General features: G+C 73.4%; 20 protein-coding genes. 11 read left to right on the top strand and 9 right to left on the bottom strand.

The annotated features are described in order from the left end of the window. The first annotated feature begins 130 nt into the window (after window positions 1-130). Entirely contained in the window at window positions 131-724 is a 594-nt protein-coding gene (locus ACFPZN_RS02045; protein WP_378279508.1) for a TetR/AcrR family transcriptional regulator, read from the top strand. Between the two features lie 33 nt (window positions 725-757). Here ACFPZN_RS02045 and ACFPZN_RS02040 read toward each other — a convergent pair whose 3' ends face one another. Next, entirely contained in the window at window positions 758-2,230 is a 1,473-nt protein-coding gene (locus ACFPZN_RS02040; RefSeq protein ID WP_378279506.1) for an aldehyde dehydrogenase family protein, read from the bottom strand. A gap of 75 nt (window positions 2,231-2,305) precedes the next feature. Here ACFPZN_RS02040 and ACFPZN_RS02035 point away from each other — a divergent pair, with 75 nt between their 5' ends. After that, window positions 2,306-2,905: a TetR/AcrR family transcriptional regulator gene (locus ACFPZN_RS02035; RefSeq protein WP_378279505.1), complete on the top strand. Its 600-nt coding sequence runs from the start codon at window positions 2,306-2,308 to the stop codon at window positions 2,903-2,905. Between the two features lie 7 nt (window positions 2,906-2,912). Here the strand turns inward: ACFPZN_RS02035 and ACFPZN_RS02030 are convergent, their stop codons facing one another. Further along, the gene (locus ACFPZN_RS02030; RefSeq protein ID WP_378279503.1) at window positions 2,913-4,355 is read right to left on the bottom strand and encodes an amidase; all 1,443 of its coding nucleotides are present in this window, start codon (window positions 4,353-4,355) and stop codon (window positions 2,913-2,915) included. Between the two features lie 10 nt (window positions 4,356-4,365). Beyond that, on the bottom strand, window positions 4,366-5,211 hold the full coding sequence (locus ACFPZN_RS02025; protein WP_378279501.1) for a mycofactocin-coupled SDR family oxidoreductase: 846 nt from the start codon (window positions 5,209-5,211) through the stop codon (window positions 4,366-4,368). Window positions 5,212-5,258: 47 nt separating this feature from the next. Here ACFPZN_RS02025 and ACFPZN_RS02020 point away from each other — a divergent pair, with 47 nt between their 5' ends. The 6 genes from ACFPZN_RS02020 to ACFPZN_RS01995 are packed head-to-tail and all read left to right on the top strand — an operon-like array spanning window position 5,259 to window position 12,470. Further along, window positions 5,259-6,767 (top strand): flavin monoamine oxidase family protein, encoded by a 1,509-nt coding sequence (locus tag ACFPZN_RS02020; RefSeq protein ID WP_378279499.1) that lies wholly within the window; start codon window positions 5,259-5,261, stop codon window positions 6,765-6,767. Continuing rightward, the gene (locus ACFPZN_RS02015) at window positions 6,767-7,681 is read left to right on the top strand and encodes an enoyl-CoA hydratase (protein ID WP_378279497.1); all 915 of its coding nucleotides are present in this window, start codon (window positions 6,767-6,769) and stop codon (window positions 7,679-7,681) included. Before ACFPZN_RS02020 ends, ACFPZN_RS02015 begins: the two co-directional genes overlap by 1 nt. Beyond that, window positions 7,681-8,916 carry an acyl-CoA dehydrogenase family protein gene (locus ACFPZN_RS02010; RefSeq protein ID WP_378279496.1) on the top strand — a complete coding sequence of 412 codons (1,236 nt, stop codon included), beginning with the start codon at window positions 7,681-7,683 and terminating at the stop codon, window positions 8,914-8,916. Before ACFPZN_RS02015 ends, ACFPZN_RS02010 begins: the two co-directional genes overlap by 1 nt. Further along, window positions 8,913-10,034 carry an acyl-CoA dehydrogenase family protein gene (locus tag ACFPZN_RS02005; RefSeq protein WP_378279494.1) on the top strand — a complete coding sequence of 374 codons (1,122 nt, stop codon included), beginning with the start codon at window positions 8,913-8,915 and terminating at the stop codon, window positions 10,032-10,034. The genes ACFPZN_RS02010 and ACFPZN_RS02005 overlap by 4 nt, the downstream gene beginning before the upstream one ends. Then, window positions 10,031-11,560, top strand: a complete 1,530-nt coding sequence (locus tag ACFPZN_RS02000) for a long-chain-fatty-acid--CoA ligase (RefSeq protein ID WP_378279492.1) — start codon at window positions 10,031-10,033, stop codon at window positions 11,558-11,560. The genes ACFPZN_RS02005 and ACFPZN_RS02000 overlap by 4 nt, the downstream gene beginning before the upstream one ends. 16 nt (window positions 11,561-11,576) lie before the next feature. Continuing rightward, the gene (locus ACFPZN_RS01995) at window positions 11,577-12,470 is read left to right on the top strand and encodes a LysR family transcriptional regulator (RefSeq protein ID WP_378279490.1); all 894 of its coding nucleotides are present in this window, start codon (window positions 11,577-11,579) and stop codon (window positions 12,468-12,470) included. Here the strand turns inward: ACFPZN_RS01995 and ACFPZN_RS01990 are convergent. The 4 genes from ACFPZN_RS01990 to ACFPZN_RS01975 are packed head-to-tail and all read right to left on the bottom strand — an operon-like array spanning window position 12,410 to window position 16,387. Continuing rightward, window positions 12,410-13,282, bottom strand: coding sequence for a LysR family transcriptional regulator (locus tag ACFPZN_RS01990; RefSeq protein WP_378279488.1), 873 nt, complete (start codon window positions 13,280-13,282; stop codon window positions 12,410-12,412). The two genes, ACFPZN_RS01995 and ACFPZN_RS01990, sit on opposite strands and share 61 nt — an antisense overlap. A 9-nt stretch (window positions 13,283-13,291) precedes the next feature. Further along, window positions 13,292-14,056, bottom strand: coding sequence for an SDR family NAD(P)-dependent oxidoreductase (locus tag ACFPZN_RS01985; RefSeq protein ID WP_378279486.1), 765 nt, complete (start codon window positions 14,054-14,056; stop codon window positions 13,292-13,294). A gap of 37 nt (window positions 14,057-14,093) precedes the next feature. Further along, window positions 14,094-15,239, bottom strand: a complete 1,146-nt coding sequence (locus ACFPZN_RS01980; protein WP_378279484.1) for an acyl-CoA dehydrogenase family protein — start codon at window positions 15,237-15,239, stop codon at window positions 14,094-14,096. Further along, complete coding sequence (locus tag ACFPZN_RS01975; RefSeq protein ID WP_378279482.1) at window positions 15,236-16,387, bottom strand: thiolase family protein; 1,152 nt, start codon at window positions 16,385-16,387, stop codon at window positions 15,236-15,238. The genes ACFPZN_RS01980 and ACFPZN_RS01975 overlap by 4 nt, the downstream gene beginning before the upstream one ends. A 248-nt stretch (window positions 16,388-16,635) precedes the next feature. Between ACFPZN_RS01975 and ACFPZN_RS01970 the strand changes: the two genes are divergently transcribed. Together ACFPZN_RS01970 and ACFPZN_RS01965 are read left to right on the top strand one after the other, a co-directional pair. After that, window positions 16,636-17,706, top strand: a complete 1,071-nt coding sequence (locus tag ACFPZN_RS01970) for an acyl-CoA dehydrogenase family protein (RefSeq protein ID WP_378279481.1) — start codon at window positions 16,636-16,638, stop codon at window positions 17,704-17,706. After that, window positions 17,703-18,674, top strand: coding sequence for an acyl-CoA dehydrogenase family protein (locus ACFPZN_RS01965; RefSeq protein ID WP_378279479.1), 972 nt, complete (start codon window positions 17,703-17,705; stop codon window positions 18,672-18,674). The genes ACFPZN_RS01970 and ACFPZN_RS01965 overlap by 4 nt, the downstream gene beginning before the upstream one ends. Before the next feature lie 23 nt (window positions 18,675-18,697). On the opposite strand, the gene ACFPZN_RS01960 is transcribed toward ACFPZN_RS01965, so the two are convergent. Both ACFPZN_RS01960 and ACFPZN_RS01955 read right to left on the bottom strand, forming a co-directional pair. Further along, window positions 18,698-19,507, bottom strand: a complete 810-nt coding sequence (locus ACFPZN_RS01960) for an SAM-dependent methyltransferase (RefSeq protein WP_378279477.1) — start codon at window positions 19,505-19,507, stop codon at window positions 18,698-18,700. A 190-nt stretch (window positions 19,508-19,697) separates the two neighbouring features. Further along, entirely contained in the window at window positions 19,698-20,531 is an 834-nt protein-coding gene (locus tag ACFPZN_RS01955; protein WP_378279475.1) for a helix-turn-helix domain-containing protein, read from the bottom strand. A gap of 186 nt (window positions 20,532-20,717) precedes the next feature. Between ACFPZN_RS01955 and ACFPZN_RS01950 the strand changes: the two genes are divergently transcribed. Then, the gene (locus tag ACFPZN_RS01950) at window positions 20,718-21,584 is read left to right on the top strand and encodes an SDR family NAD(P)-dependent oxidoreductase (RefSeq protein WP_378279473.1); all 867 of its coding nucleotides are present in this window, start codon (window positions 20,718-20,720) and stop codon (window positions 21,582-21,584) included. Window positions 21,585-21,597 lie beyond the last annotated feature (13 nt).

Here is a 21,597-nt window from a genome sequence, read left to right as displayed (position 1 = left end):
CCTTTTGTCCCTGTCGGACCAGGCAAGCACTGCCATTGCCGAACCTGCGTTTTCAAACTGAAACTCAGTGTCACTCTAGCCGCTCATGCTCACATTCGGGAACGTGCGTCCCGCTTGGTACTGTTCGACCGTGGGGGACCCCAAGCGCGCGACGACCCGGAGCATCGCCCGTACGGCCATCCGGGCCGAACTGGCCCAGGTGGCCATCGAGCTGTTCCGCCGAGACGGCTTCGAGCAGGTCACGATCAGCGATGTGGCCGCCGCCGCCGGCGTGTCGCGCAGCACCTTCCTGCGCTACTTCGGCAGCAAGGAGGAGGCCGTCCTGGGGGCCATGGACGTCCAGGGCGTCCAGGCCGCCGCCGCGCTGCGCGCCAGGCCCGCCGGCGAGGACGACTGGACGGCGCTGCGCCGCACCCTTGACCCCTTCATCGACAGCTACCGCCAGAACCCGGGCAGCGCCCTCGCCCTGGCCCGGCTCGTCCAGGAGAGTCCGGCTCTCAGGGTCCGGCAGCTGGAGAAACGGGCCAGTTGGCTGCCCGCCCTGGCCGAAGCCCTCAGCCGGCGTTCAGGCCACGACCGCCCCACGCCACTGGCCCCGGAGGTACGAGCCGCCGCCGCGCTCGACTGCCTCAGCATCGCCGTCGCCCACTGGACGGCCTCCGACGGCGAACTCGACCTCGCCGAACTGCTCGACCAGGCCTTCGCCGCGCTCACCACCCCCTGATCGGGCTTGCGCCGAGACCACGTCGCGCTGTTGTCAGGGGAGCTGAAGGCTCTTGGTCTGCAGGAACGCCTCCAGTCCCCAGACCCCCAGCTCCCGGCCGTGACCGGACTGCTTGTAGCCGCCGAAGGGCGCGAACGGGTTGAACCGGGCGCCGTTGACGTCGACCTGGCCGGCGCGGAGCCGTCCGGCGAAGGCCGCGGCCCTGCCGGTGTCGGCCGACCACACGGCCGCGCACAGGCCGTACCGCGTGCCGTTGGCGAGCGCCGCGGCATCGTCGTCGCCGTCGTGGGCCTGCAGGCACAGCACCGGGCCGAAGATCTCCTCCTGGACGATCGCCATGCCGGGGGTCGTGCCGGAGAAGACGGTCGGGCGGACGTAGTGGCCGCGGTCGAAGCCGCCGGGCCGCTCGGGGCCGCCCGCCACCAGCCGCGCGCCCTCCTCGACGCCGGCGCGGATGTGGCCGGTGACGCGCTCGCGCTGCGCCGCCGACACCAGCGGGCCCAGCGCGAAGGTGAAGCCGATGTGCCCGAGCTTGTCCGCCAGCACCGTGGGCCGGACTCCGGCGGTCTCCGCGGCGGGGTCGACCAGCGGGTGGTTGGCGACGGCCGCCGCGGCGATCTCCTCGGCCTCCGCGAGCCGGGCACGCGGCACGATCAGGCGGGACAGCGCCGTGCAGGTCTGGCCGGAGTTCACGAACGCCTTGACCATGCCGTCGGCGACGGCGGCCTCCAGGTCCGCGTCGTCCAGGACCACGGTGGGCGACTTGCCGCCCAGTTCCAGGTGCACCCGCTTGACGGTCGCGGCGGCCAGCGCGCCGATCCGCCGCCCGGCCGCCGTGGAGCCGGTGAAACTGACGACGTCCACGTCGGGGTGGGCGACCAGGCGTTCGCCCACCTCGGCGCCCGTCCCGCACACGAGGTTGAACACCCCCGGCGGGAACCCGGCCTCGTGCACGGCCTCGGCCAGCAGGAAGGCGTTGAGCGGCGCGACCTCGCTCGGTTTCAGCACCACGGTGCACCCGGCGGCGAGGGCGGGGGCCACCTTCGCGGCGATCTGGTGCAGCGGGTAGTTCCAGGGCGTGATCGCGACGACCACGCCCGCGGCCTCCCGGACGACGGCCGAGTGCCCGACCTCCCGCCGCCAGGCGATCTCCTCCAGCAGTCCCGGCTGGCCGGCGAAGGTCGCCAGCGGAAGCCCGACCTGGACGGCGGCGGCGAACGACGCCGGGGAGCCGACCTCGCCGACGATCGTCTCCGCGAGCCGAGCCCTCGCCGCGGCGAGCAGGCCGGTCAGGCGTTCCAGGAGGGCGGCGCGTTCGGCGCGGGGCGACGCCGACCACGCGGGGAACGCGCGGGCCGCCGCCGCGACGGCCGCGTCGGCGTCGGCGGCGGTCCCGGCGGGGACCTCGCCGATCACCTCGCCGGTGGCGGGGTCGCCGACGGCGATCCGGCCGGTCCCCGCGGCCTGGCGGCGGCCGTCGATGTAGTGGCGGGTGAAGGTTTCCACGGTGAGCCCTTTCCGGACGTGCGTCTACACTTGAAGTTGTTCAATTGACCAGAACCTGTCGGACCTGGGGGTGCGGTGGCTTACCTTGCAGCCGACGAGCGCCGTCGGCAGATCGTCGACGCCGCCGTCGAGATCATGGCGACCGACGGCCTCGCCGGAACGACCACCCGCAAGATCGCCGAGCGTGCGGACGCCCCGCTGGGCGCGATCCACTACTGCTTCCGCAACAAGGACGAGCTGATCCACCTGGTGATGGAGCGCGGCGCGGCGATGCTCCAGGACGCCTTCGCGAGCGTCGACCCCGGCCTCGGCGTCGAGGCCACGATCCGGGCGAGCGTGGCCGCGATGTGGGACTGGTACCAGCAGAACATCGGGCTGCAGATGGCGCTGACCGAGGCCGGGATGGCCCGGATCCGGCGGGGCGGCGACCCCGCCGAGGTGTACGCGGTCTGGGACCCGTTCGGGCGGGCGCTGCTCACCGACAACCTGCGGCTGGCGGTCAAGGCCGAGGGCCGGGAACCGGCGATCACCGTGGAGGAGATCGTCCGGTTCGTCCTGCACCGCTTCGACGGGATGACGCTCGAGTACGCGGCGTCCCGGGACCGGGCCGCCTGCAGCCGCCAGATCGATCTGCTGGCCGACGCGATGGTGCTGCTCGCGCTGCCCCGAGGCTAGGCCCCGGTCACCGCACGCCGTGCGGGGGACGCCGGTCCGCCCACGGCAGCGCGGCCTCCAGCTGTGCGCCGACCCGCAGCAGCACGTCCTCGCGGCCGTAGGCGGCGGCGAGCTGCACGCCCTGCGGCATCCCGTCGGACCGCTCGTGCAGCGGCAGCGAGATCGCGGGCTGACCGGACACGTTGAACAGCACGGTGTTCTGCAGGATCCACATCGCGACCGACGCCGAGGGGTCGTCGGCGGTCGCGGCCAGCTGCCCGATCTCGGGAGTGGGCACGGGGATCGTGGGGGCCAGCAGCAGGTCCCAGCCGTCCTCCTCCCACCAGCGTTCGATCTCGCGGGCCTGGTTGCGCAGCGCGTCGATCCCCGCGGCGTAGGCGATCGCGCCGACCCCGCGGCCCTGCTCGATGTACGCCCAGGTGGCGGGCTCGACATCGGCCTCGGTGATGGGCCGCCCGATCTGCTCGCCGAGCCAGTCGAACTCGCGGGCGATCACGACGCCGACGCAGCCGAACCACTCCATCGGCCACATCCCCTCGCGCAGCGTCTCGGGGTAGCCGTCGGAGACGTCGTGACCGAGGTCGGCGAGGGCGTCGGCGGCCGCGCGGGTGGCCGCGACCGACTCGGGGTCGATCGTGATCTGGCCGGTCGGGTCGACGGTGAGCACGCCGACGCGCAGCCGCCCGGGATCGGCGCCCACCTCGGCGGCGAAGGGGCGGGACGGCGGCGGCGCCCAGTAGCCGTCGCCCGGCCGGTGCCCGCTCACCGCGTCGAGCATGCCCGCGGCGTCCCGGACCGAGCGGGTGATGAGCCCCTCGGTGGCCATCCCGCAGACGGTGTCGGACTCGACCACCATCGGCCCGGACGACACCCGTCCCCGGGTCGGCTTCAGCCCCACCACGCCGCACTGGCTGGAGGGGCTGCGCACCGAGCCGCCGCCGTCGTTGCCGTGGGCCACCGGCACCATCCCGGCGGCGACCGCCGCGGCGGACCCGCCGCTGGAGCCGCCGGCCGAGCGCCCGGTGTTCCACGGGTTGCGGGTCGGGCCCCAGGCGAGCGGTTCGGTCGACTCGTACATGCCCATCTCGGAGGTGCTGGCCTTGCCGATCAGCACGAAGCCCGCCTCGCGCATCGCGGTCACGAAGTGGGAGTCGTGGTCGGAGCGGTACCCGGCCGCCTTCACCCCGGCGCACCCCGCCGAGTACGGGTCGCCCTTCGAGTGGACCGTCAGGTCCTTGAGCACGTAGGGGACGCCCGCGAACGGCGCGTCCTTCGGCACCCGGGCGGCCTCCTTCCGGGCCTTCTCGTACAGCGGGACGATCACGGCGTTGATCTCGGGGTTCACCGCCTCGATCCGCTCGATCGCCTGCCCGACCAGTTCGGCGGGCGTCGCCTGTCCGGTGCGGACGAGTTCCGCCAGCGCGGTGGCGTCCAGGTACGGGTCGGTCATGATGCTCTCCTTAGAGGTTGACGCCGGCGTCCACGAAGTGCTTGGCGCCGGTCACTCCCCGGCCGTCGTCGGAGACCAGGTACAGGACGGCGTTGGCGATGTCGCCGGCCTCCAGCGCCCCGAACGGCAGCCTGTTGACGGCGCGGACCGCCTCGTCGAAGTCCTCCCGGGTCGGGTTCTCCAGATCGGGACGGAACGCCCGGTAGGTCGCGTCGTTGAGGATCATCGGGGTGACGACCGTCCCGGTGTGGACGGTGTTGACGCGGATCCCGTCCGGGGCGAGCTCCTTGGCGAGCACGCGCATCAGCGGCACGAGCCCGGCCTTGGCCGCGCTGTAGTGCCCGAGGCCCTCGTACACGCCCTCGGTCGCGGCCGAACTGGTGATGACCACGGCGCCGCCGCGCCCGCCGCCGATGATGTGCGGGACCGACGCCTTGAGGGTCTTCCACACCCCGGTCAGGTTGATGTCGATCATCTCCTGCCAGACCCGCTCGCTCATCTCCAGGGTGGGTGCGGGGCTGGAGATTCCGGCGTTGGCCACCACGATGTCGAGCCGTCCGAACTCCTCCACCCCGCGGTCGACCACCGCGGCCAGGGTGGCGAGGTCGCGGACGTCGGCGGTGCCGTGCACGACCCGGCGCCCGGCCGCCTCGACCAGGCGGGCGGTCTCGGCGAGGTCGGCGCCGGTGCCCAGCGGGTAGGGGACGCTGCCGACCGCGCCGCCGGGGGCGCCGTCCGCGCCGACGTCCACGGCGATGATGTCGGCGCCCTCCCCGGCCAGCCGCACCGCGTGGGCGCGGCCCTGCCCCCGTGCCGCGCCGGTGATGAAGGCGACCTTGCCGTCCAGTCGTCCCACGTCGCGTCCTCTCCTCGGGTCGAATATCTAGGTCACAAGACTTGGTCATGCGATCAACTGTGCTCAGTCTCACGTTGGCGACCGGGGGTGTCAAGAGGCTGACGTGCGTCTTCGTCGCGCACCCGGGGGCGCCGCGCACTCATGGGGCGGTTGACAGGGCGGACGCGGCCGAAATAATAGGTCAGCAGACCAAGTCACTTGACCAAGAAGGGCCGCACATGATCCCTGATGTGGACGTCGCCGTCGTCGGCGCCGGGCTGGCGGGCCTCACCGCCGCCCGGGCGCTGCGCGCGGCCGGGCGCGGCGTGGTCGTGTTCGAGGCGCGCGATCGTGTCGGCGGCCGTACCTGGAGCCGTCCGCTGCCGGGCGGCGCGGTCGTCGACCACGGCGGGCAGTGGATCGGCCCTGGTCAGGACCGCATCGCCCTGCTGGCCGAGGAGCTGGGCGTCACGACGTTTCCCACCTACTCCGGCGGCGAGACCCGGTACTCCATCGCCGGGCGCGGCCGTACCGAGATGCCCGAGGCCGACCAGGCCCTGCAGGAACTCGACCGGCTGGCCGCGTCACTTCCCCCCGAGGAGCCCTGGACCGCGCCGAGCGCCGCGGAATGGGACGCGCAAACGCTCCAGACCTGGATCCTCTCCCACGTGACCGACCCCGCCTCGCGGGCACTGCTCCGCGTGCTGACCACCGGGATCTTCACCGCCGAACCCGACGAGCTCTCCCTGCTGCACGCGCTGGTCTACATCCGCTCGGCCGGCTCCCTCACCGCCCTGCTCCAGGACGCCCAGGAGCGGCGGTTCACCGGCGGCGCGCAGACGGTCGCCGAGCGGATCGCCGCCGAGCTGGGCCCGGAGACCGTGCGTCTCGACCGGCCCGTCCTGGCGATCGAACAGAGCGTGGACGGCGCCGCCGTGCGGACCGGGGGCGACGGGGCCGGCGGCGTCCTGGCCCGCCGCGTCATCGTCGCGGTCCCGATCGCGATCGCCGACCGCATCGCCTTCAGCCCGCCGCTGCCCGTCCCCCGCGCGCAGCTCCACCAGCGCGCCGCACCCGGCGCGACGATCAAGGCGCACGCCGTGTACGACCGCCCGTTCTGGCGCGAGCACGACTCCAACGGCCGGTCCCTCACCGACGACGGGCCCGTCTCGGTCACCTTCGACGACTCTCCCCCGTCCGGGACGCCGGGCATCCTCGTCGCCTTCGTCGAGGGCGACGAGGCCCGCCGGCTCGGCGCCCTCGACGCTCCCGCCCGCCGCGCCGCCGTGCTCGACCGCCTCGCCGCGACGTTCGGACCGGAGGCCGCCGAACCCCGCGAGTACACCGAGGTGAGCTGGTCTGCCGAGGAGTGGACGCGCGGCTGCTACGGCTCGAACCTCCCCCCGGGAGCCTGGACCCGGTACGGCGCCGCGCTGCGCGAGCCGTGCGGGCACGTGCACTGGGCGGGCGCCGAGACCTCCGTGATCTGGATGAACTACATGGAGGGCGCCGTCCGGTCCGGCGAGCGGGCCGCCGCCCAGGTGCTGGCCTCCCTTTCACGTCCGAGGAGTGCGTGATGAGCCGTTACCTGACCTACGCCACCGAGAACGCCACCGAGGACACCGATGCTGACGACGGCGCGATCGCCGTCATCTCGCTGAACCGCCCCCGCCACCGCAACGCGCAGAACCGCGGGCTGCTGGTCGAGCTGGACGAGGCGTTCCGCCGCGCCGAGGCCGACGACGCCGTCCGGGTCGTCGTCCTGCGGGGAGAGGGCGAGGCGTTCTCCTCCGGCCATGATCTCGGCTCGTCCGACGACCGCGCCGAACGCGGCCACGGCCCGGGCCGCCATCCCAGCTACGACCGGGACGGCGGGACGCGGGCGGCCGCCGAGCGCAGGATGCTCCAGGAGTGGCACCACTACTTCCAGAACACCAGGCGGTGGCGCGACCTCCGGAAGATCACGATCGCCTCGGTGCACGGACCGGTGATCTCGGGCGGGCTCATGCTGATGTGGGCCTGCGACCTGATCGTGGCCGCGCGGGGCACCACGTTCGCCGACGTCGTCGGCGCCCGGCTCGGCATGTGCGGGCTGGAGTACTTCGCGCACCCGTGGGAGATGGGCGCGCGCAGGACCAAGGAGCTGCTGCTGACCGGCGACTCGATCGACGCCGACGAGGCCCACCGGATCGGCATGGTCAGCAAGGTGTTCGAACCCGGACGCCTGGACGCCGGCACGCTGGCGTTCGCGCGGCGGCTCGCGGCCGTCCCCACCGTCACCGCGCTGCTGATCAAGGAGTCGGTGAACCAGACCCTCGACCAGCAGGGCTTCGGCAACGCCCTCGCCGCCTGCTTCAGCCTGCACTCCCTCAACCACGCGCACTGGGCCGAGGTGAACCCCGACGGGCTCCCGCTCGGCACCGAGGCCGCCGGCCTGCCCGGGTGGCGCGGCGCCGGGCCGGTGCGCCCGGCCCGCAAGGGCGAGGTCTGATGGATCTCGCGGGCACACCGGAGACCGAGGCGTTCCGGCGGAGGGTGCGGGGATTCCTGGCCGAGCGGCTGCCGCCGGGCTGGCGCGGGATCGGCGCGCTGAGCGCGGCCGAGCGCGCCGAGTTCCGTCCGCGCTGGCGGGAGACGCTGCGCGAGCACGGATACCTGGGGATCGCCTGGCCGAAGGAGTACGGTGGCGCCGGCCTGACGGTGCTGGAGCAGTACGCGCTGCAGGAGGAGTTCGTCAACGCGGGCGTGCCGCTGCTGCCGCTGCCCAGCGACCCGTTCGGTTTCTCGCTGATCGGCCCGACGATCCTGCACTGGGGCACCGAGGAGCAGAAGCGCCACTTCATCCCCCGGATCCTGTCCGGCGAGCACCGCTGGGCGCAGGGCTACTCCGAACCGGGGGCGGGCAGCGACCTGTTCGCGCTGCGCACGTCGGCGTCGCTGGAGGACGGCGCCTGGGTGGTCAACGGGCAGAAGGTGTGGCAGACCGCGGGCGACTCGGCGAACTGGATGTTCGTGCTGGCCCGGACCGAACCCGGCGCCGCCAGGGCCCGGGGGCTGTCCCTGCTGCTGGTTCCCACCGAGCAGCCCGGCGTGGACGTGCGGCCCATCCGCACCATGACCGGCGAGGCCGAGTTCTGCGAGGTGTTCTTCTCCGGCGCGCGCACCGACGCGGCGCACGTCGTCGGGCCGCGCGGCGGCGGCGCCAAAGTGGCGCTGACCCTGCTGGGGTACGAACGCGGAGCCGCGTCGGGCGCGCTGTACGCCGGTTACCGGATCGAGCTCGAGCGGCTGGCCGAGATGGTCCGGGAGCGGGCGCTGGACGCCGACCCCCGCGTCCGGCAGCGTCTCGCGTGGTGCTGGTCGAAGGTCGAGATCCTGCGGATCCTCGGTCTCAAGACCCTCGCCGCCGCGCACTCCGGTGCCGCGCCGGGACCGGAGTCCTCCATCCTCAAGCTCTACTCGGCCGAGTACCACGCCCGGGTGACCGAGCTGGCGATGGACGTGCTCGGCATGGACGCCATGGTCGGTTCGGGGCCGCCGGGGGTCGCGACCGTCGGGGCGGATCCGCTGGGATCGCCGAACAGCCCGTCGGCCTGGCAGCGCGCGTTCCTGACGGCCCGCGCCGGGACGATCTACGGGGGCTCCAGCCAGATTCAGCGAACGACCTTGGGGGAACGGGTTCTGGGTCTGCCCCGGGAGCCCCGAGCCGAAAGCGGGAAGGCATGAGGTTCGGACCGAGCGAGGAGCAGCTCGCGCTGCGCGACACGCTCCGCAGTCTCCTGGGTGAGCACGCGCACGCGGCACGCGCCGCTTACGAGGGCGACCCTGCGGACGGTCGCCGGCTCTGGGACAGGATGGTGCGCGAGCTCGGGCTGACCGCCGTGGGCGTCCCCGAGGAGTACGGCGGGACGGGCGCCAGCTTCGGCGACCTGGCCGTGGTGGCGGAAGAGCTCGGGCGGGCGCTCGCCCCCGTGCCGTTCTTCTCCTCGGCGGTGCTGGCCGCCCGGATCCTTCTGGAGTCGGGGGACGACGCGGGGGCCTGGCTGCCCGCCCTGGTCCGCGGCGAGAGCGTCGCCACGGCGGCGCTGGTGGAGGAGGCGGGCGACTGGTCGTTCGCCGAACTCACCACGACCGCGCGCCCGGCGGCGGGCGGCTGGGTCCTGGACGGAGCCAAGCACTTCGTCACCGACGCGCCGGTGGCGGACCTGCTGCTCGTCCTGGCACGCGCGCCGGAGGGACCGACGCTGTTCGCCGTCCGCGCCGGGGACCTGTCCCGGCATATCCCCCAGGACGCGCTCGACGCCACACGCCCGCTCGGCACCGTGATTCTGCGCGCGTCGCCCGGTGTACCGGTCGGCCCGCCAGGCGGAGCATTGCCGGTGCTGGAGCGGGCCCTGGCGGCCGCCGCGATCGGGCTGGCCTGTGAGCAGGCCGGCGGCGCGAACCGCTGCCTGGACATGGCCGTCGGGTACGCGGGGATCCGCAAGCAGTTCGACCGTCCGATCGGCTCGTTCCAGGCCGTCAAGCACATGCTGGCCGACGTCCTGGTGGACAACGAGTCCGCCTCCGCCGCCGCGTCCTACGGGGCCTGGGCGGTGGACCACGCACCCGGCGAGGTCCCCGCGCTGGCGAGCCTGTGCAAGTCCTTCGCCTCCGACGCCTACACCGCCGCGGCGAAGACGAACGTCCAGGTCCACGGCGGAATCGGGTTCACCTGGGAGCACGACGCCCATCTGCATCTGCGGCGGGCCCTTTCCACGCGGGCGTTCCTCGGGTCCCCCCAGGCCCACCGGGAGCTGATCGCCGCGCACGTCCTGGACGCGCCGAGAGGAGAACGACGATGACCCTGCCCGGTCACGGCATGACGATGAGCGACCTGGTGGCCCGCCACGCACGGGTGAACCCCGCCGCCGAGGCCCTGATCGACGCCCGCTCCCGGCGCACCTACCGCGAGCTGGACGGGCGCGTGAACCGGCTGGCCGCCGCGCTGACCGCACGCGGCGTCTCCGCCGGGGACCGGGTGGCGGTGCTCGGGCTGAACGGCGTCGAGGTGGTGGAGGCGTGGCTGGCGACGCTGCGGCTCGGCGCGATCGCGGTGCCGGTGAACTTCCGGCTGGTGGCCGACGAGGTCGCCTACGTGCTGCGGGACAGCGGCGCGGCGGCCGTGATCGCCGAAGCGGCGTTCGCCCCCCTGATCCGTGCGGCGCGCGCCACCGCGCCGTCGGTGACGTCGGTGGTGACGATCGGCGGGGACTACGAGGCCGTGCTCGCCGAGGCACCGCCGGACCCCGTCGAGCGCGCGGTGCCCGACACGGCGCCCGCGTTCATCATGTACACCTCCGGCACGACCGGCGCGCCCAAGGGCGCGGTGCTGACCCACCGCAACCTGCTGCTGCACGCCTTCAGCTCGATTCTCACGCAGGGCGACACGGGACCGTACCGGGTGTGGATGTCGGCGGCGCCGCTGTTCCACATCGCCGGGCTGTCGGGACTGCTGCCCGGCCTCATCATCGGCGGCACGTCGATCATCCCGCCGTCGGGCGGGTTCGATCCGGCCGCGACCGTGCGGACGCTCGCGGACGAGGGCGTCACGTCCTGTTTCATGGTCCCGGCGCAGTGGCAGGCCGTGTGCGCCCTCCCCGGACTCGCGGAGTTCGACCTCTCCCGGCTGCGGCGGCTCTCCTGGGGCGCCGCGCCGGCCTCCACGAGCCTGCTCCGGAAGATGATCGACACCTTCCCCGCGGCGGACGTGTGCAGTGCGTTCGGCCAGACTGAGTGCAGCCCGGTCACGACGCTGCTGCGCGGGGAGGACTCCGTCCGCAAGATCGGCTCGGTCGGCACCCCCATCCTCAACGTGGAGGCCCGGGTGGTGGACGACGACATGAACGACGTGCCGCGCGGCGAGGTCGGCGAGATCGTCTACCGCGGCCCCATGATCATGAAGGAGTACTGGAACCGGCCCGCCGAGACGGCCGAGGCCTTCCGGGGCGGCTGGTTCCACTCCGGCGACCTGGTCCGCCAGGACGAGGACGGCTACTTCTACGTCGTGGACCGCAAGAAGGACATGATCATCTCAGGGGGCGAGAACATCTACTGCGCCGAGGTCGAGAACGCCCTCTCCGCCCATCCCAAGATCGCCGAGGTGGCCGTCGTCGGCGTCCCCGACCCCACGTGGGGCGAGACCCCCCTCGCGGTGATCGTCGCCGCCGACCCCTCCGACCCGCCCACCGAGGCCGAGGTCGAGGACTTCAGCAGGACCCACCTGGCGGCCTACAAACGGCCGCGCCGCATGAGGATCGTGGAGTCCCTCCCCCGCAATCCCAGCGGAAAGGTCCTCAAGACCAGGCTCCGCGATGAGGCCGCCACCTGAGGGCCCTGGCCGTGCGGTGGAGCTGAGGCTGATCGAGTACTTCGTCGCCGTCGTCGACCACGGCGGGGTGACCCGGGCGGCGCAGGCGCTCTACATCGCGCAGCCGTCCCTGTCCCAGGCGATCCGGACGCTCGAACGGCGACTCGGCGTCGAGCTGTTCGAGCGGACGGGACGCGGCCTGGTGCTCACCCGGGACGGTGAGGCGTTCACCGTCCCGGCCCGGCGCGTGCTGGCCGACCTCGCGCACGCCCGCGCCGAGGTCCGCGACGTCGCCCGTCTCGGCGCGGGACGGCTGGAGATCGCGGCGCTCGCCGCCCTCGCCCTCGACCCCCTGCCCGCGCTGACCGCCGGACTGCGCGGACGGCACCCGGGCCTGCTGGTCACCGTCCTGGACTGCGGTGGCGGACCGGACGTCACCTCGAAGGTCCGGTCCGGGGAGGCCGAGATCGGTCTCCTCGAGCTGCCCGCGGCCACCGGCGCCCTGCGGACCGTCGAACTGTGGGCGCAGGAGACCGTCCTCGTGCTGCCGCCGGAGCTGGCCGCCGGGCTGCCCGATCCCGTCCCGCTGCACGCCGTGGAGGATCTCCCGGTCGTCGTGGAGTCCGGCGCGCCGCCCGCCGGGCGGGTCGTGGTGGAGTGCGTGCACCGGCAGGCCGTCTGGGAACTGGTCCGTCACGGCGCGGGCGCCGCGTTCCTGCCCCGCGGGTTCGCCGAGGCGTGCCTCGACGACGTCGCCGTCCGCGCAACCCTGCCGGCCATCCGGCGCCGGATCGGGCTGGTGCACCGCCCGGGGCCGCTCTCCCCTGCCGCGAGGGCCTTCCTGGACGTCGCCGCTCAGGCGATCGCCGCTCAGGAGCCCGCCAGCGACACGAACGCCCGGCCCGCCGGGGACAGCGCGGCCTCGTCGTAGACGAGACCGTACGCGCGGCTGATCCGGGGTTCCACCGCCCGGACCACCGCACCACGCGCCCTGGCCGCCTCCGCCTGCGACCGCTCCAGGAACGTCCCGCCGACCCCGGCAAGGACGAACGGCAGCCGCGCTTCCCTGCCCCGGACCACGGCCGCCACCCGCGCCGCGCGTCCCGCCGCCGCGATGGCCTGCTCGATCTCCCCGGCCTGCGACCCGCCGCGCGGGACGATCACCAGCGGCACGTCCGGCAGCGCGGCCAGCGGCAGCGGATCGTCCGGCGGCACCGCGGAGCCGGGCGGGAACGCCAGCCACCATTCCTGGACACCCAGCTCCAGTACCCGCAGGGTGGCGCCCTCCGGGTATGGGAGATGGCAGACGACGATCTCGCAGTGCCCGTCCCGGAGCAGCGACGCGACCGCCGTCTCGTCGCTCAGGTCCCCGATCCGGACGGACACCATCGGGTACTCGCGGCGGAACGCGCCGACCAGCCGCGGCAGGGGGCCGGCGGAGAACGCGGGGATCGCGATGATGTCCAGCCGCCCCCGGGGCCGGCCCCCCGTGTCCGCGAGCGCGCCCTCCGCCGTGACGACGTCCCGCAGGACGCGCCGTGCCGGGCCGACCAGCGCGTGCCCGGCGGACGTCGGCACCAGCCCCCGGCCGATCCGGTGGAACAGCTCCGCGCCGAGTTCGCGTTCCAGCTTGCGCAGGGCCTGGGAGATCGTCGGCTGCGCGACGCCGAGCGACGCGGCGGCCGCGTTCACGCCCCGGTGGTCGACCACGGCGAGGAAGTACTCGAGCTGCTGCAGGTCCACGGCTTCACGCTAGCGGGGCGCCATCCGCAGGGCCCCGTCCAGCCGGATCGTCTCGCCGTTGAGGTAGCCGTTCTCCAGCACGTGCAGGGCCAGCCCCGCGAACTCCTCGGGGCGCCCCAGCCGCGAGGGCTGCGGGACGCCGGCGTGCAGCGCGGCCCGCACGTCCTCGCGCATCCGGGCGAGGAGGCGGGTGTCCATGATCCCCGGGGCGATCGTGCAGACGCGGATGGACCGGCTCGCCAGATCCCGCGCGGCGGTGAGCGTCATGCCGACGACGCCCGCCTTCCCGGCCGTGTAGGCGATCTGCCCGATCTGGCCCTCGTGGGCGGCGACCGACGCGGTCAGCACGATCGCGCCGCGTTCGCCGTCGCTCTCGTCCCGCCGGGCGATGCGCTCCGCGCCGAGCCGCAGCGCGTTGAAGGAGCCGAACAGATTGAGCCGGACGGTCCACTCGAAGTCCTCCGGCGAACCGGGCGCGCCGTCGCGATCCAGCAGCCGGATCTTCCGCCCCGCCCCCGCGCAGTGCACCAGGCCGCGCAGGCCGCCGCGCTCCTCAGCCACGTCCAGCGCGGCGGCGAACTCGCCGGCGTCGGTCACGTCCGCGGGCGCGAACCGGGCCGCGTCGCCCATCTCGGCGGCCGCGGCCTCGCCGCCCGAGTCCGGCAGGTCGATGATCGTCACCTTCGCTCCCGCGGCCACCAGCGACCGCGCCGTGGCCAGCCCGAGTCCGCGGGCCCCTCCGGTGACCGCGGTGGAAACGCCTTCCAAGCGCATGGCTCGCCCTTCGTCAGGGATCGTCGTCAGGAACCGCTCAGAGACCGAGCGACTTCGCGATGATCGTTTTCAGGACCTCGGTGGTGCCGCCGTAGATGCGGCTGACGCGCGCGTCCGCGTACAGCCGGGCGATCGGGTACTCGCGCATGTAGCCGTAGCCGCCGTGCAGCTGCAGGCAGCGGTCCACGACCTCGCCCTGCAGCTCGGTGCAGAACACCTTGACCTTGGCGGCGTCGGCCGCCGACAGCTCGCCCGCCTCGTGCGCGGCGAGCGCGCGGTCCGCCAGTGCCCGGCCCGCCTCCAGGCGGGTTGCGCAGGCGGCCAGCTCGAACTTGGTGTTCTGGAACGAGGCGACGCTCGTGCCGAACACGCGGCGGTCCCGCACGTACTCCAGCGTCGCGTCGAGCGCCGCCTCCGCCGCGGCCTGCGCGCCGACCGCGATGGCCAGGCGCTCCTGCGGCAGGTTCCCGGTCAGGTACTCGAAGGCCCTGCCCTCCTCGCCGAGAAGGTTCCCGGCCGGGACGCGGACGTCCTCGAAGAACAGCTCGGCGGTGTCCTGGGTGCGCAGGCCCAGCTTGTCCAGGTTGCGGCCGCGGGTGAAGCCGGGCATTCCCCGCTCGACGACGAGCAGCGACAGGCCCTGCCTGCGGTCGCCGCCGCGCCCGGTGCGGGCGACCACGACGACCAGGTCCGCGTTGACGCCGCCGGTGATGAACGTCTTGGCGCCGTTCAGCACCCAGTGGCCGCCGTCCCGGACGGCCGTGGTCGACATGCCGGCGAGGTCGGAGCCGGTGCCGGGCTCGGTCATCGCGATCGACGCCATCAGCTCGCCGGTGCCGAGCCCCGGCAGCCACCGTTCGCCCTGCTCCTCGGTGCAGTACGCGGCGAAGTAGGGGACGACGACGTTCACATGGACGCCGAGGCCGCCGAGATTGACATGCGCACGCGCCGTCTCCTCCATCCAGATGGCCGGATACAGGAAACCGCCGGAGCCGGCGCCACCGAACCGCTCGGGGATCTGGACACCGAGCACGCCCAGTTCACCGACACGGGTGAATATCTCCTTGGGGACGAGCCCGGCCTCCTCCCATTCCGGGAAGTGCGGCACGACGTTCTTGGCGAGGAAGTCCCGTGCGACGGCGCGGAAGTCGTCGTGCTCGGCGGTGAAGATCGTGCGTCTCATCGGGCCGCCTCCGCGGTGTCGAGCAGTTCGAGAACGGTCGCGTTGGCCATGCCGCCGCCTTCGCACATGGTCTGGAGCCCGTACCGGATTCCCTGGTCGCGCATGTGGTGCACCAGCCGGGTCATCAAGGCGGCACCGGTGCCGCCGAGGGGGTGGCCGGTCGCGATGGCGCCGCCCAGGGGGTTGAGCCGGTCGCCGTGCGCGCCTGTCTCGGCCTGCCAGGCCAGCGGGACCGGCGCGAACGCCTCGTTCACCTCGTAGACGCCGATGTCGTCGATGCCCAGGCCCGCCTGCTTGAGCGCCTTGGCGGTCGCGGCGATGGGGGCGGTGAGCATCATGACCGGGTCGTCGCCCGTGACCGCGACGGTGTGCACCCGGGCGATGGGCCTCATGCCGCGCGCCCTGGCGAGGTCGCTCGAGGTGATGAGCAGGGCGGCGGCACCGTCGGAGATCTGCGAGGCGTTGCCGGCGGTGATGACGCCGTCGGGCCGGAACGCGGTCTTCAAGGCCGCCAGGGTCTCGGGGGTGGAGTCGCGGCGGACGCCCTCGTCGGCCTCCAGCCCGCCGATGGGGGCGAGCTGGCCGTCGAGCGCGCCGCGGTCGGCGGCCTCGGCCGCGCGGGCGTGCGACCGTGCCGCGTACTCGTCCAGGACCTGCCGGGACAGGCCCCAGCGCGCGGCCATCAGCTCGGCGCCGGTGCCCTGGCCGAAGCCGTCGACGCCGAAGCGTTCGAGGACGCTGCCGGGGTGCGGGGCGCCGTCCCGTGCCGCCGACCCCATCGGCACGCGGCTCATCGACTCGACGCCTCCGGCGACCACGAGGTCGTAGTGGCCGGCCGCCACGCCCGCGGCGGCGAAGTGCACGGCCTGCTGGCTGGATCCGCAGCGGCGGTCCACCGTGGTCCCCGGGACGGAGACCGGCCAGCCCGCCGCGAGCACGGCGGTCCGCGCGATGTCGCCGCTCTGGTCGCCGACCTGCCCGACACAGCCCCAGATCACGTCGTCGACGTCACCGGGATCGAGCCGCGTGCGTCCGGCGAGCGTCCGCAGCACGTGGGCGGACAGGTCGGCCGGATGGATTCCGGCGAGCGCGCCGTTCCGTTTCCCGATCGGCGTGCGCACCGCGTCCACGATGACGGCGTCCCTCATCGATTCCTCCTCGTTTCCGCACCAGTGAACGTGCGCGCCCGGCACCGGTCAAAGCCCGTATGGCGAACACTCGAATAGGCGGTTCCTATGGGAGCGGCCGCATAGGAACCGCCTATCGGTGACATCGGCCGCGCGTCTTGGCGCGGGCGCGGTCATCGTGATGAATTGGACGGTGTCGGTTTGGCGATGGAGGGTGCTGTGCTGGGACCGGTACTGGTCGGGCGTTCCGTCATCAGGAGGCGCGGCTGATGGATGATCTGCGCTCGTCCGTCCGCGCGTTCCTGCGGTCGCGCGCGTTCGCCCCCGCCGTCGACGCCTGGCATGCGGGCTGGGACGAGGAGTTCACCCGTGCCCTGGCCGGCCGCGGCTGGGTCGGCATGACCATTCCGAAGGAGTACGGCGGCGCGGGGCGCACTTTCCTCGAGCGTTTCACCGTCACCGAGGAACTGCTCGCCGCCGGGGCTCCCGTCGCCGCGCACTGGATCGCGGATCGGCAGATCGCACCGTCCCTGCTGGCCCACGGAACCGAGGAACAGAAACAGGCGTACCTGCCCGCGATCGCGCGCGGCGAGTGCTACTTCGCCATCGGCATGAGCGAGCCGGAGTCCGGTTCGGACCTGGCCGGCGTCCGTACCCGCGCGCAGCGCACGGACGGCGGCTGGCTCCTGACCGGCACCAAGGTGTGGACGACCGGGGCGCACCGGGCCCACGCGATCCTCGTCCTGGCCCGTACGGCGCCGCCGGACTCCGCCGCGCGGCACGACGGCCTCGCCCAGTTCATCGTCGACCTGCGCTCGCCCGGCGTCACGATCTCACCGATCGTCACGATGGGCGGCGAGCAGCACTTCAACGAGGTGGCCCTCGTGGAGGTGTTCGTCGCCGACGACCGGGTGCTCGGCCGTGTCGGGGACGGGTGGCGCCAGGTGACCTCCGAACTCGGCTACGAACGCAGCGGCCCGGAACGGTTCATGTCGACACTGCCGCTGCTCACCGAGACCGTCGCGCGAACGCGACGCGGCGCGCTCCCCCGCCATCCCGACCTCGGACGCCACATCGCACGCCTGGCCGCCCTCCGGCACCTGTCCCGGGGCGTGGCGGCCTCGCTCCAGGCGGGCGAGCGCGCCGACGTCGAGGCCGCGCTGGTCAAGGTGCTCGGAACGAGCCTGGAGGGCGACATCGTCGACTACACCGAAAGCCTGGGCGCGGCGTCGCCGCTGCTGACCACGGCCCTGCTGCGACGCGCCGGATTCACGCTGCGCGGCGGCACCAGCGAGATCCTGCGCGGCGTGATCGCCCGGGACCTGGGGCTGCGCCGATGACCGTCGATCCGGCGCTCGCGGACATGATGGCGTCGGTCTTCTCCGACCACGATCCGGCGTCTCCCACCCGTCCGCTGTGGGACACGCTCGAATCGCTGGGCCTCACCAGGCTCACCACGCCGGCGGAACGCGGGGGCAGCGGCGCCGGATGGCCCGAGGCCGCCGCGCTGCTGCGCGCGGCGGCGTCCCACGGGGTGTCCCTCCCGCTCGCCGAGAACGACCTGCTGGCGAACTGGCTGCTGACGAAGGCGGGCCTGCCGTCGGACGGAAGCCTCCGCACGGCCTGCGTCCTGGACGGCGACGGCATCGCGCGTGCGGTGCCCTGGGCCCGCGACGCCGACCGGATCGCGGTGCTCTGGGACGCCGGGGGCGGCTGGCGGGCGGCCGACGTGCCCGCGAGCTCGGTGCGGGTCGACCAGGCGACCAACCTGGCGGGCGAAGCACGCGATGACGTCCACGTTTCCCTGGAGGACCGCCCGGGTGTCCCGGTCGGCGGGCACCTGGCGGAGGAGTTCACGCTGCGCGGCGCCCTGGCCCGCTCTCTGCAGATGACCGGCGCGATGGACGGCGTTCTCCGGCTCACCATCGAACACGCCACCACACGCACGCAGTTCGGACGTCCGCTGGCCCGCTTCCAGGCCGTCCAGCACCTGATCGCCGATATGGCCGCCGAGACGTCCCTGGCGAGGGCCGCCACGGACGCGGCCGTCCACGGCGGCCCCGCACCGTTCACCATCGCCGTGGCGACCTCCTGCGCCCGCCACGCCGCGGCAACGGTCGTCCGGAACGCCCACCAGGTCCACGGGGCCATCGGAACGACGATCGAGCACCCCCTGCACGCCTACACCCTCCGGGCCCTGGCATGGCGCTCGGAGTTCGGCTCCGTCCATGACTGGGACGAGCGCGTCGCGGCGGCGGCCCTGACGACGGACAAGGACCTCTGGGACCTCGTCAGCAGCCCGTCCTGAGGCCCGTCCTGAGGCCCGTCCCGTCACGGCTTGCGCGCCACCGCCGCGGCCGTGGCGGGGCATGGTCGTGAGATCGTGTCCGGGCGCCAGCGGCTGACCTGGACCACACCGGGAGAGAGCACCTGCAGCCCGTCCAGGAAGCGGACGATCTGCTCCCGGGGGCGTGTCACGAACGCCACCGTCGCGCTCGCGTAGGCATGCTGCGCCTGGTGGATGACGTCCCGGTACCGCGCGTCGTCGACGCTGTGCGTGATCACCAGGTAGGACCCCGACGGCAGGGCGGCCAGGAGGGTCGCCACCGCGCGGCGGGCCTGCTCGCAGTCCGCGATGAACTCCAGCAGGCCCACCATGAGCAGGGCGACCGGTTCGCGCGGTTCGAGCAGCAGCCGCACCGCCGGGGCGTTCAGGATCCGGTCGGGGGCGCGGACGTCGCCTTCGGCGACCTCCACCCCGGTGTCGCAGGCCAGCAGAGCGCGTGCGTGCACCAGCACCATCGGGTCGTTGTCGACGTACACGATCCGGGAGTCGGGCGCGTGCTCCTGCGCGACCTGGTGCACGTTGTTCTGGGTGGGAAGGCCCGCGCCGATGTCGAGGAACCGTCGTATTCCCGCCTCGCACGCCAGGTACCGAACGGCGCGGATGAGAAAGCCCCGGGACTGCGCGACCGTTTCCCGCGATCGCGGATACAGCGTCAGCAGCCGTGCGGCGACATCCCGGTCGGCCTGGAAGTTGTCCTTGCCGCCGAGCAGGTAGTCGTGCACACGCGCCGAGCTGGCCGCGGCGGCGTCGTTCACGGGAGGCAGGCCGACCCGGTCGTCTTCCTTGCTCCTCATTGGTCCACGCCCGCCCGGCGCGTCCGCTCGAACCGCATGCGCCAAGCCAAGCAGCGGGCGACCGGCCTGGCAACAGAAACGATCAGATACTTCGCCCGGATCCGCCGAATCACGGCCCGCCGAGCAAGCCGTCAAGATCACGATGAGGCCGGACAAAGGAAAAAGTGAATACCCTTCATCTGAAAAAGGTTCATTTCCCGATATTCCCGGCGACGCGGAGTAGATCGAGCCTGCTCGCGTCCTCGCTGTGCGGGCGAGCGGTGTAGACGACGATGCGGAGATCGCCGTCCAGGGTCGCCAGGACGTCGCAGTCCAGGGTGAGGAGACCGACGGCCGGGCTGTCGATCGTCTTGCGTTCCGCCACCCGCGGCTGGACCGCGAAATCGTCCCATCGCTCGGCGAACGCGGGGCTGGTCTCGCGCAGCTCGGCCACCAGGACGGCGAGCCCGCGGTCGTCGGGATAGGTCGCGACCGCGTGCCGCAGGTCGCCGACGAGATGCCGGCCGAACCGGTCGTGCTCCTCCGCGGTGTGCACGATGGGACTCGGGACGCCGGTGAAGTGACGCCACACGAGATTGCCGGCCCGGGGCGGAACGGCTTCGCCGACTCCTAGAAGGGCGTTCCAGAGCGGGTTGGCGGTGATGAGGTCCCAGCTCGCGGTGAACACCGCGACGGGGGTGTCGACGAGCCGGTCGAGGACGCGGGCGGTCCCCGGGCCGATGTGCCGCGGCACGACGCCCGCGGCGGGCGGCCGGGCGCCGGCGGCGCGGTAGAGCAGGTCGCGTTCGGTGGACGAGAGGCGCAGCGCGCGGGCGAGCGCGGCCAGCACCTGCGTCGACGGGTTCCGTGCGCGGCCTTGTTCGAGCCGGACGAGGTAGTCGACCGAAATGCCCGCCAGGGCGGCCAGTTCCTCGCGGCGCAGTCCGGCGGTGCGCCGCAGCCCGACATCGGGAAGCCCGGCGTCGGCCGGGCTCACACGGTCGCGCCACGAGCGCAGCGCCCGGGCGAGCTCACCGGAGTTCATGCCGCCAGGATCCCACCCCGTGCCCCGGACCGGGTGGTACTGCGGGTACCTGGGACCCTCGGCCGACGTGCACGATCGTGAAGGCATGCCGATGCCGAACCTCGTGATCGCACCCGTCGATCTCCGTCTCGCCCTCCGGCCGAGCAGCCCGCCCTCCACCGCGCGAGTCAGCGGCGAGGTGGTCCGATGAGCAGGGAACTCGCCGTCGTCACGGGCGCCAGCGGCGGGATCGGTGAGCAGATCGCCGCCGGGCTCGCCCGCACCGGGGCGACCGTCGTCCTCGTCGCCCGCGACCGCGGCCGCCTGAACGCGGCACGAGAGCGCATCGCCGGCGCCGTGCCGGGAGCCGACCTCGAGACCGAACCGGTCGATCTCGCGGACCTCGCGGCCGTGGGCGCGCTCGCGGATCGGCTCGGCGAGCGCGTGCCGTCCATCGTCGTGAGCAACGCCGCGGTCATCGCCCCGCTCGACGACCGCACTCCCGACGGGCTTCACCGGACGCTCGTGACCAACCACCTCGCCCCCTACCTGCTGCTGCGACGCCTTGCCGAACGTCCGACGACGGCGCCCCGCCGGTTCGTGGTCGTCGGCGGCTCGCCCCGGGGGCTCGCGCGCGTCCCGATCGATCCCGGCGACCTCGATCCGGGCAACGGCCGCGGACTCGGCTGGCCGCCGAGCTTCCGGCCGTTCACCGCCTACGCGCACACCAAGAACATGAACGCGATGTTCGTGTACGGGCTGGCGTCCAAGCTCGCGGGCACGCGCACGACCGTGAACGGCGCGCATCCGGGCATCATCAAGGGCGGCCGCCTCAACCGGCACGATCGCGGCGCGCTGAAGGTGTTCGGCTCGCTCTGCGGCCTGTTCGCGGCCGGGACCGCCACCGGCGCCGACACCCCGCTGTGGCTGGCGACGGCCGACGAGGTCGAGGACGTGACGGGCAGGTTCTTCGTCAAGCGCCGGGCCGTCGAGACCGCGCCGCACACCACCGCCCCGGAGCGCGTGGAACGTCTGTGGCGCGAGAGTGCGCGCCTCGTCGGCCTCCCCGCCTGACACTTGAGGGCGG

Origin of the sequence: Actinomadura rugatobispora, assembly GCF_042656285.1 — a bacterium.
Taxonomy (GTDB): domain Bacteria; phylum Actinomycetota; class Actinomycetes; order Streptosporangiales; family Streptosporangiaceae; genus Spirillospora; species Spirillospora rugatobispora.
Note: the sequence above shows the minus strand (reverse complement) of the source record. Positions and strands in the feature narration are given on the sequence as shown.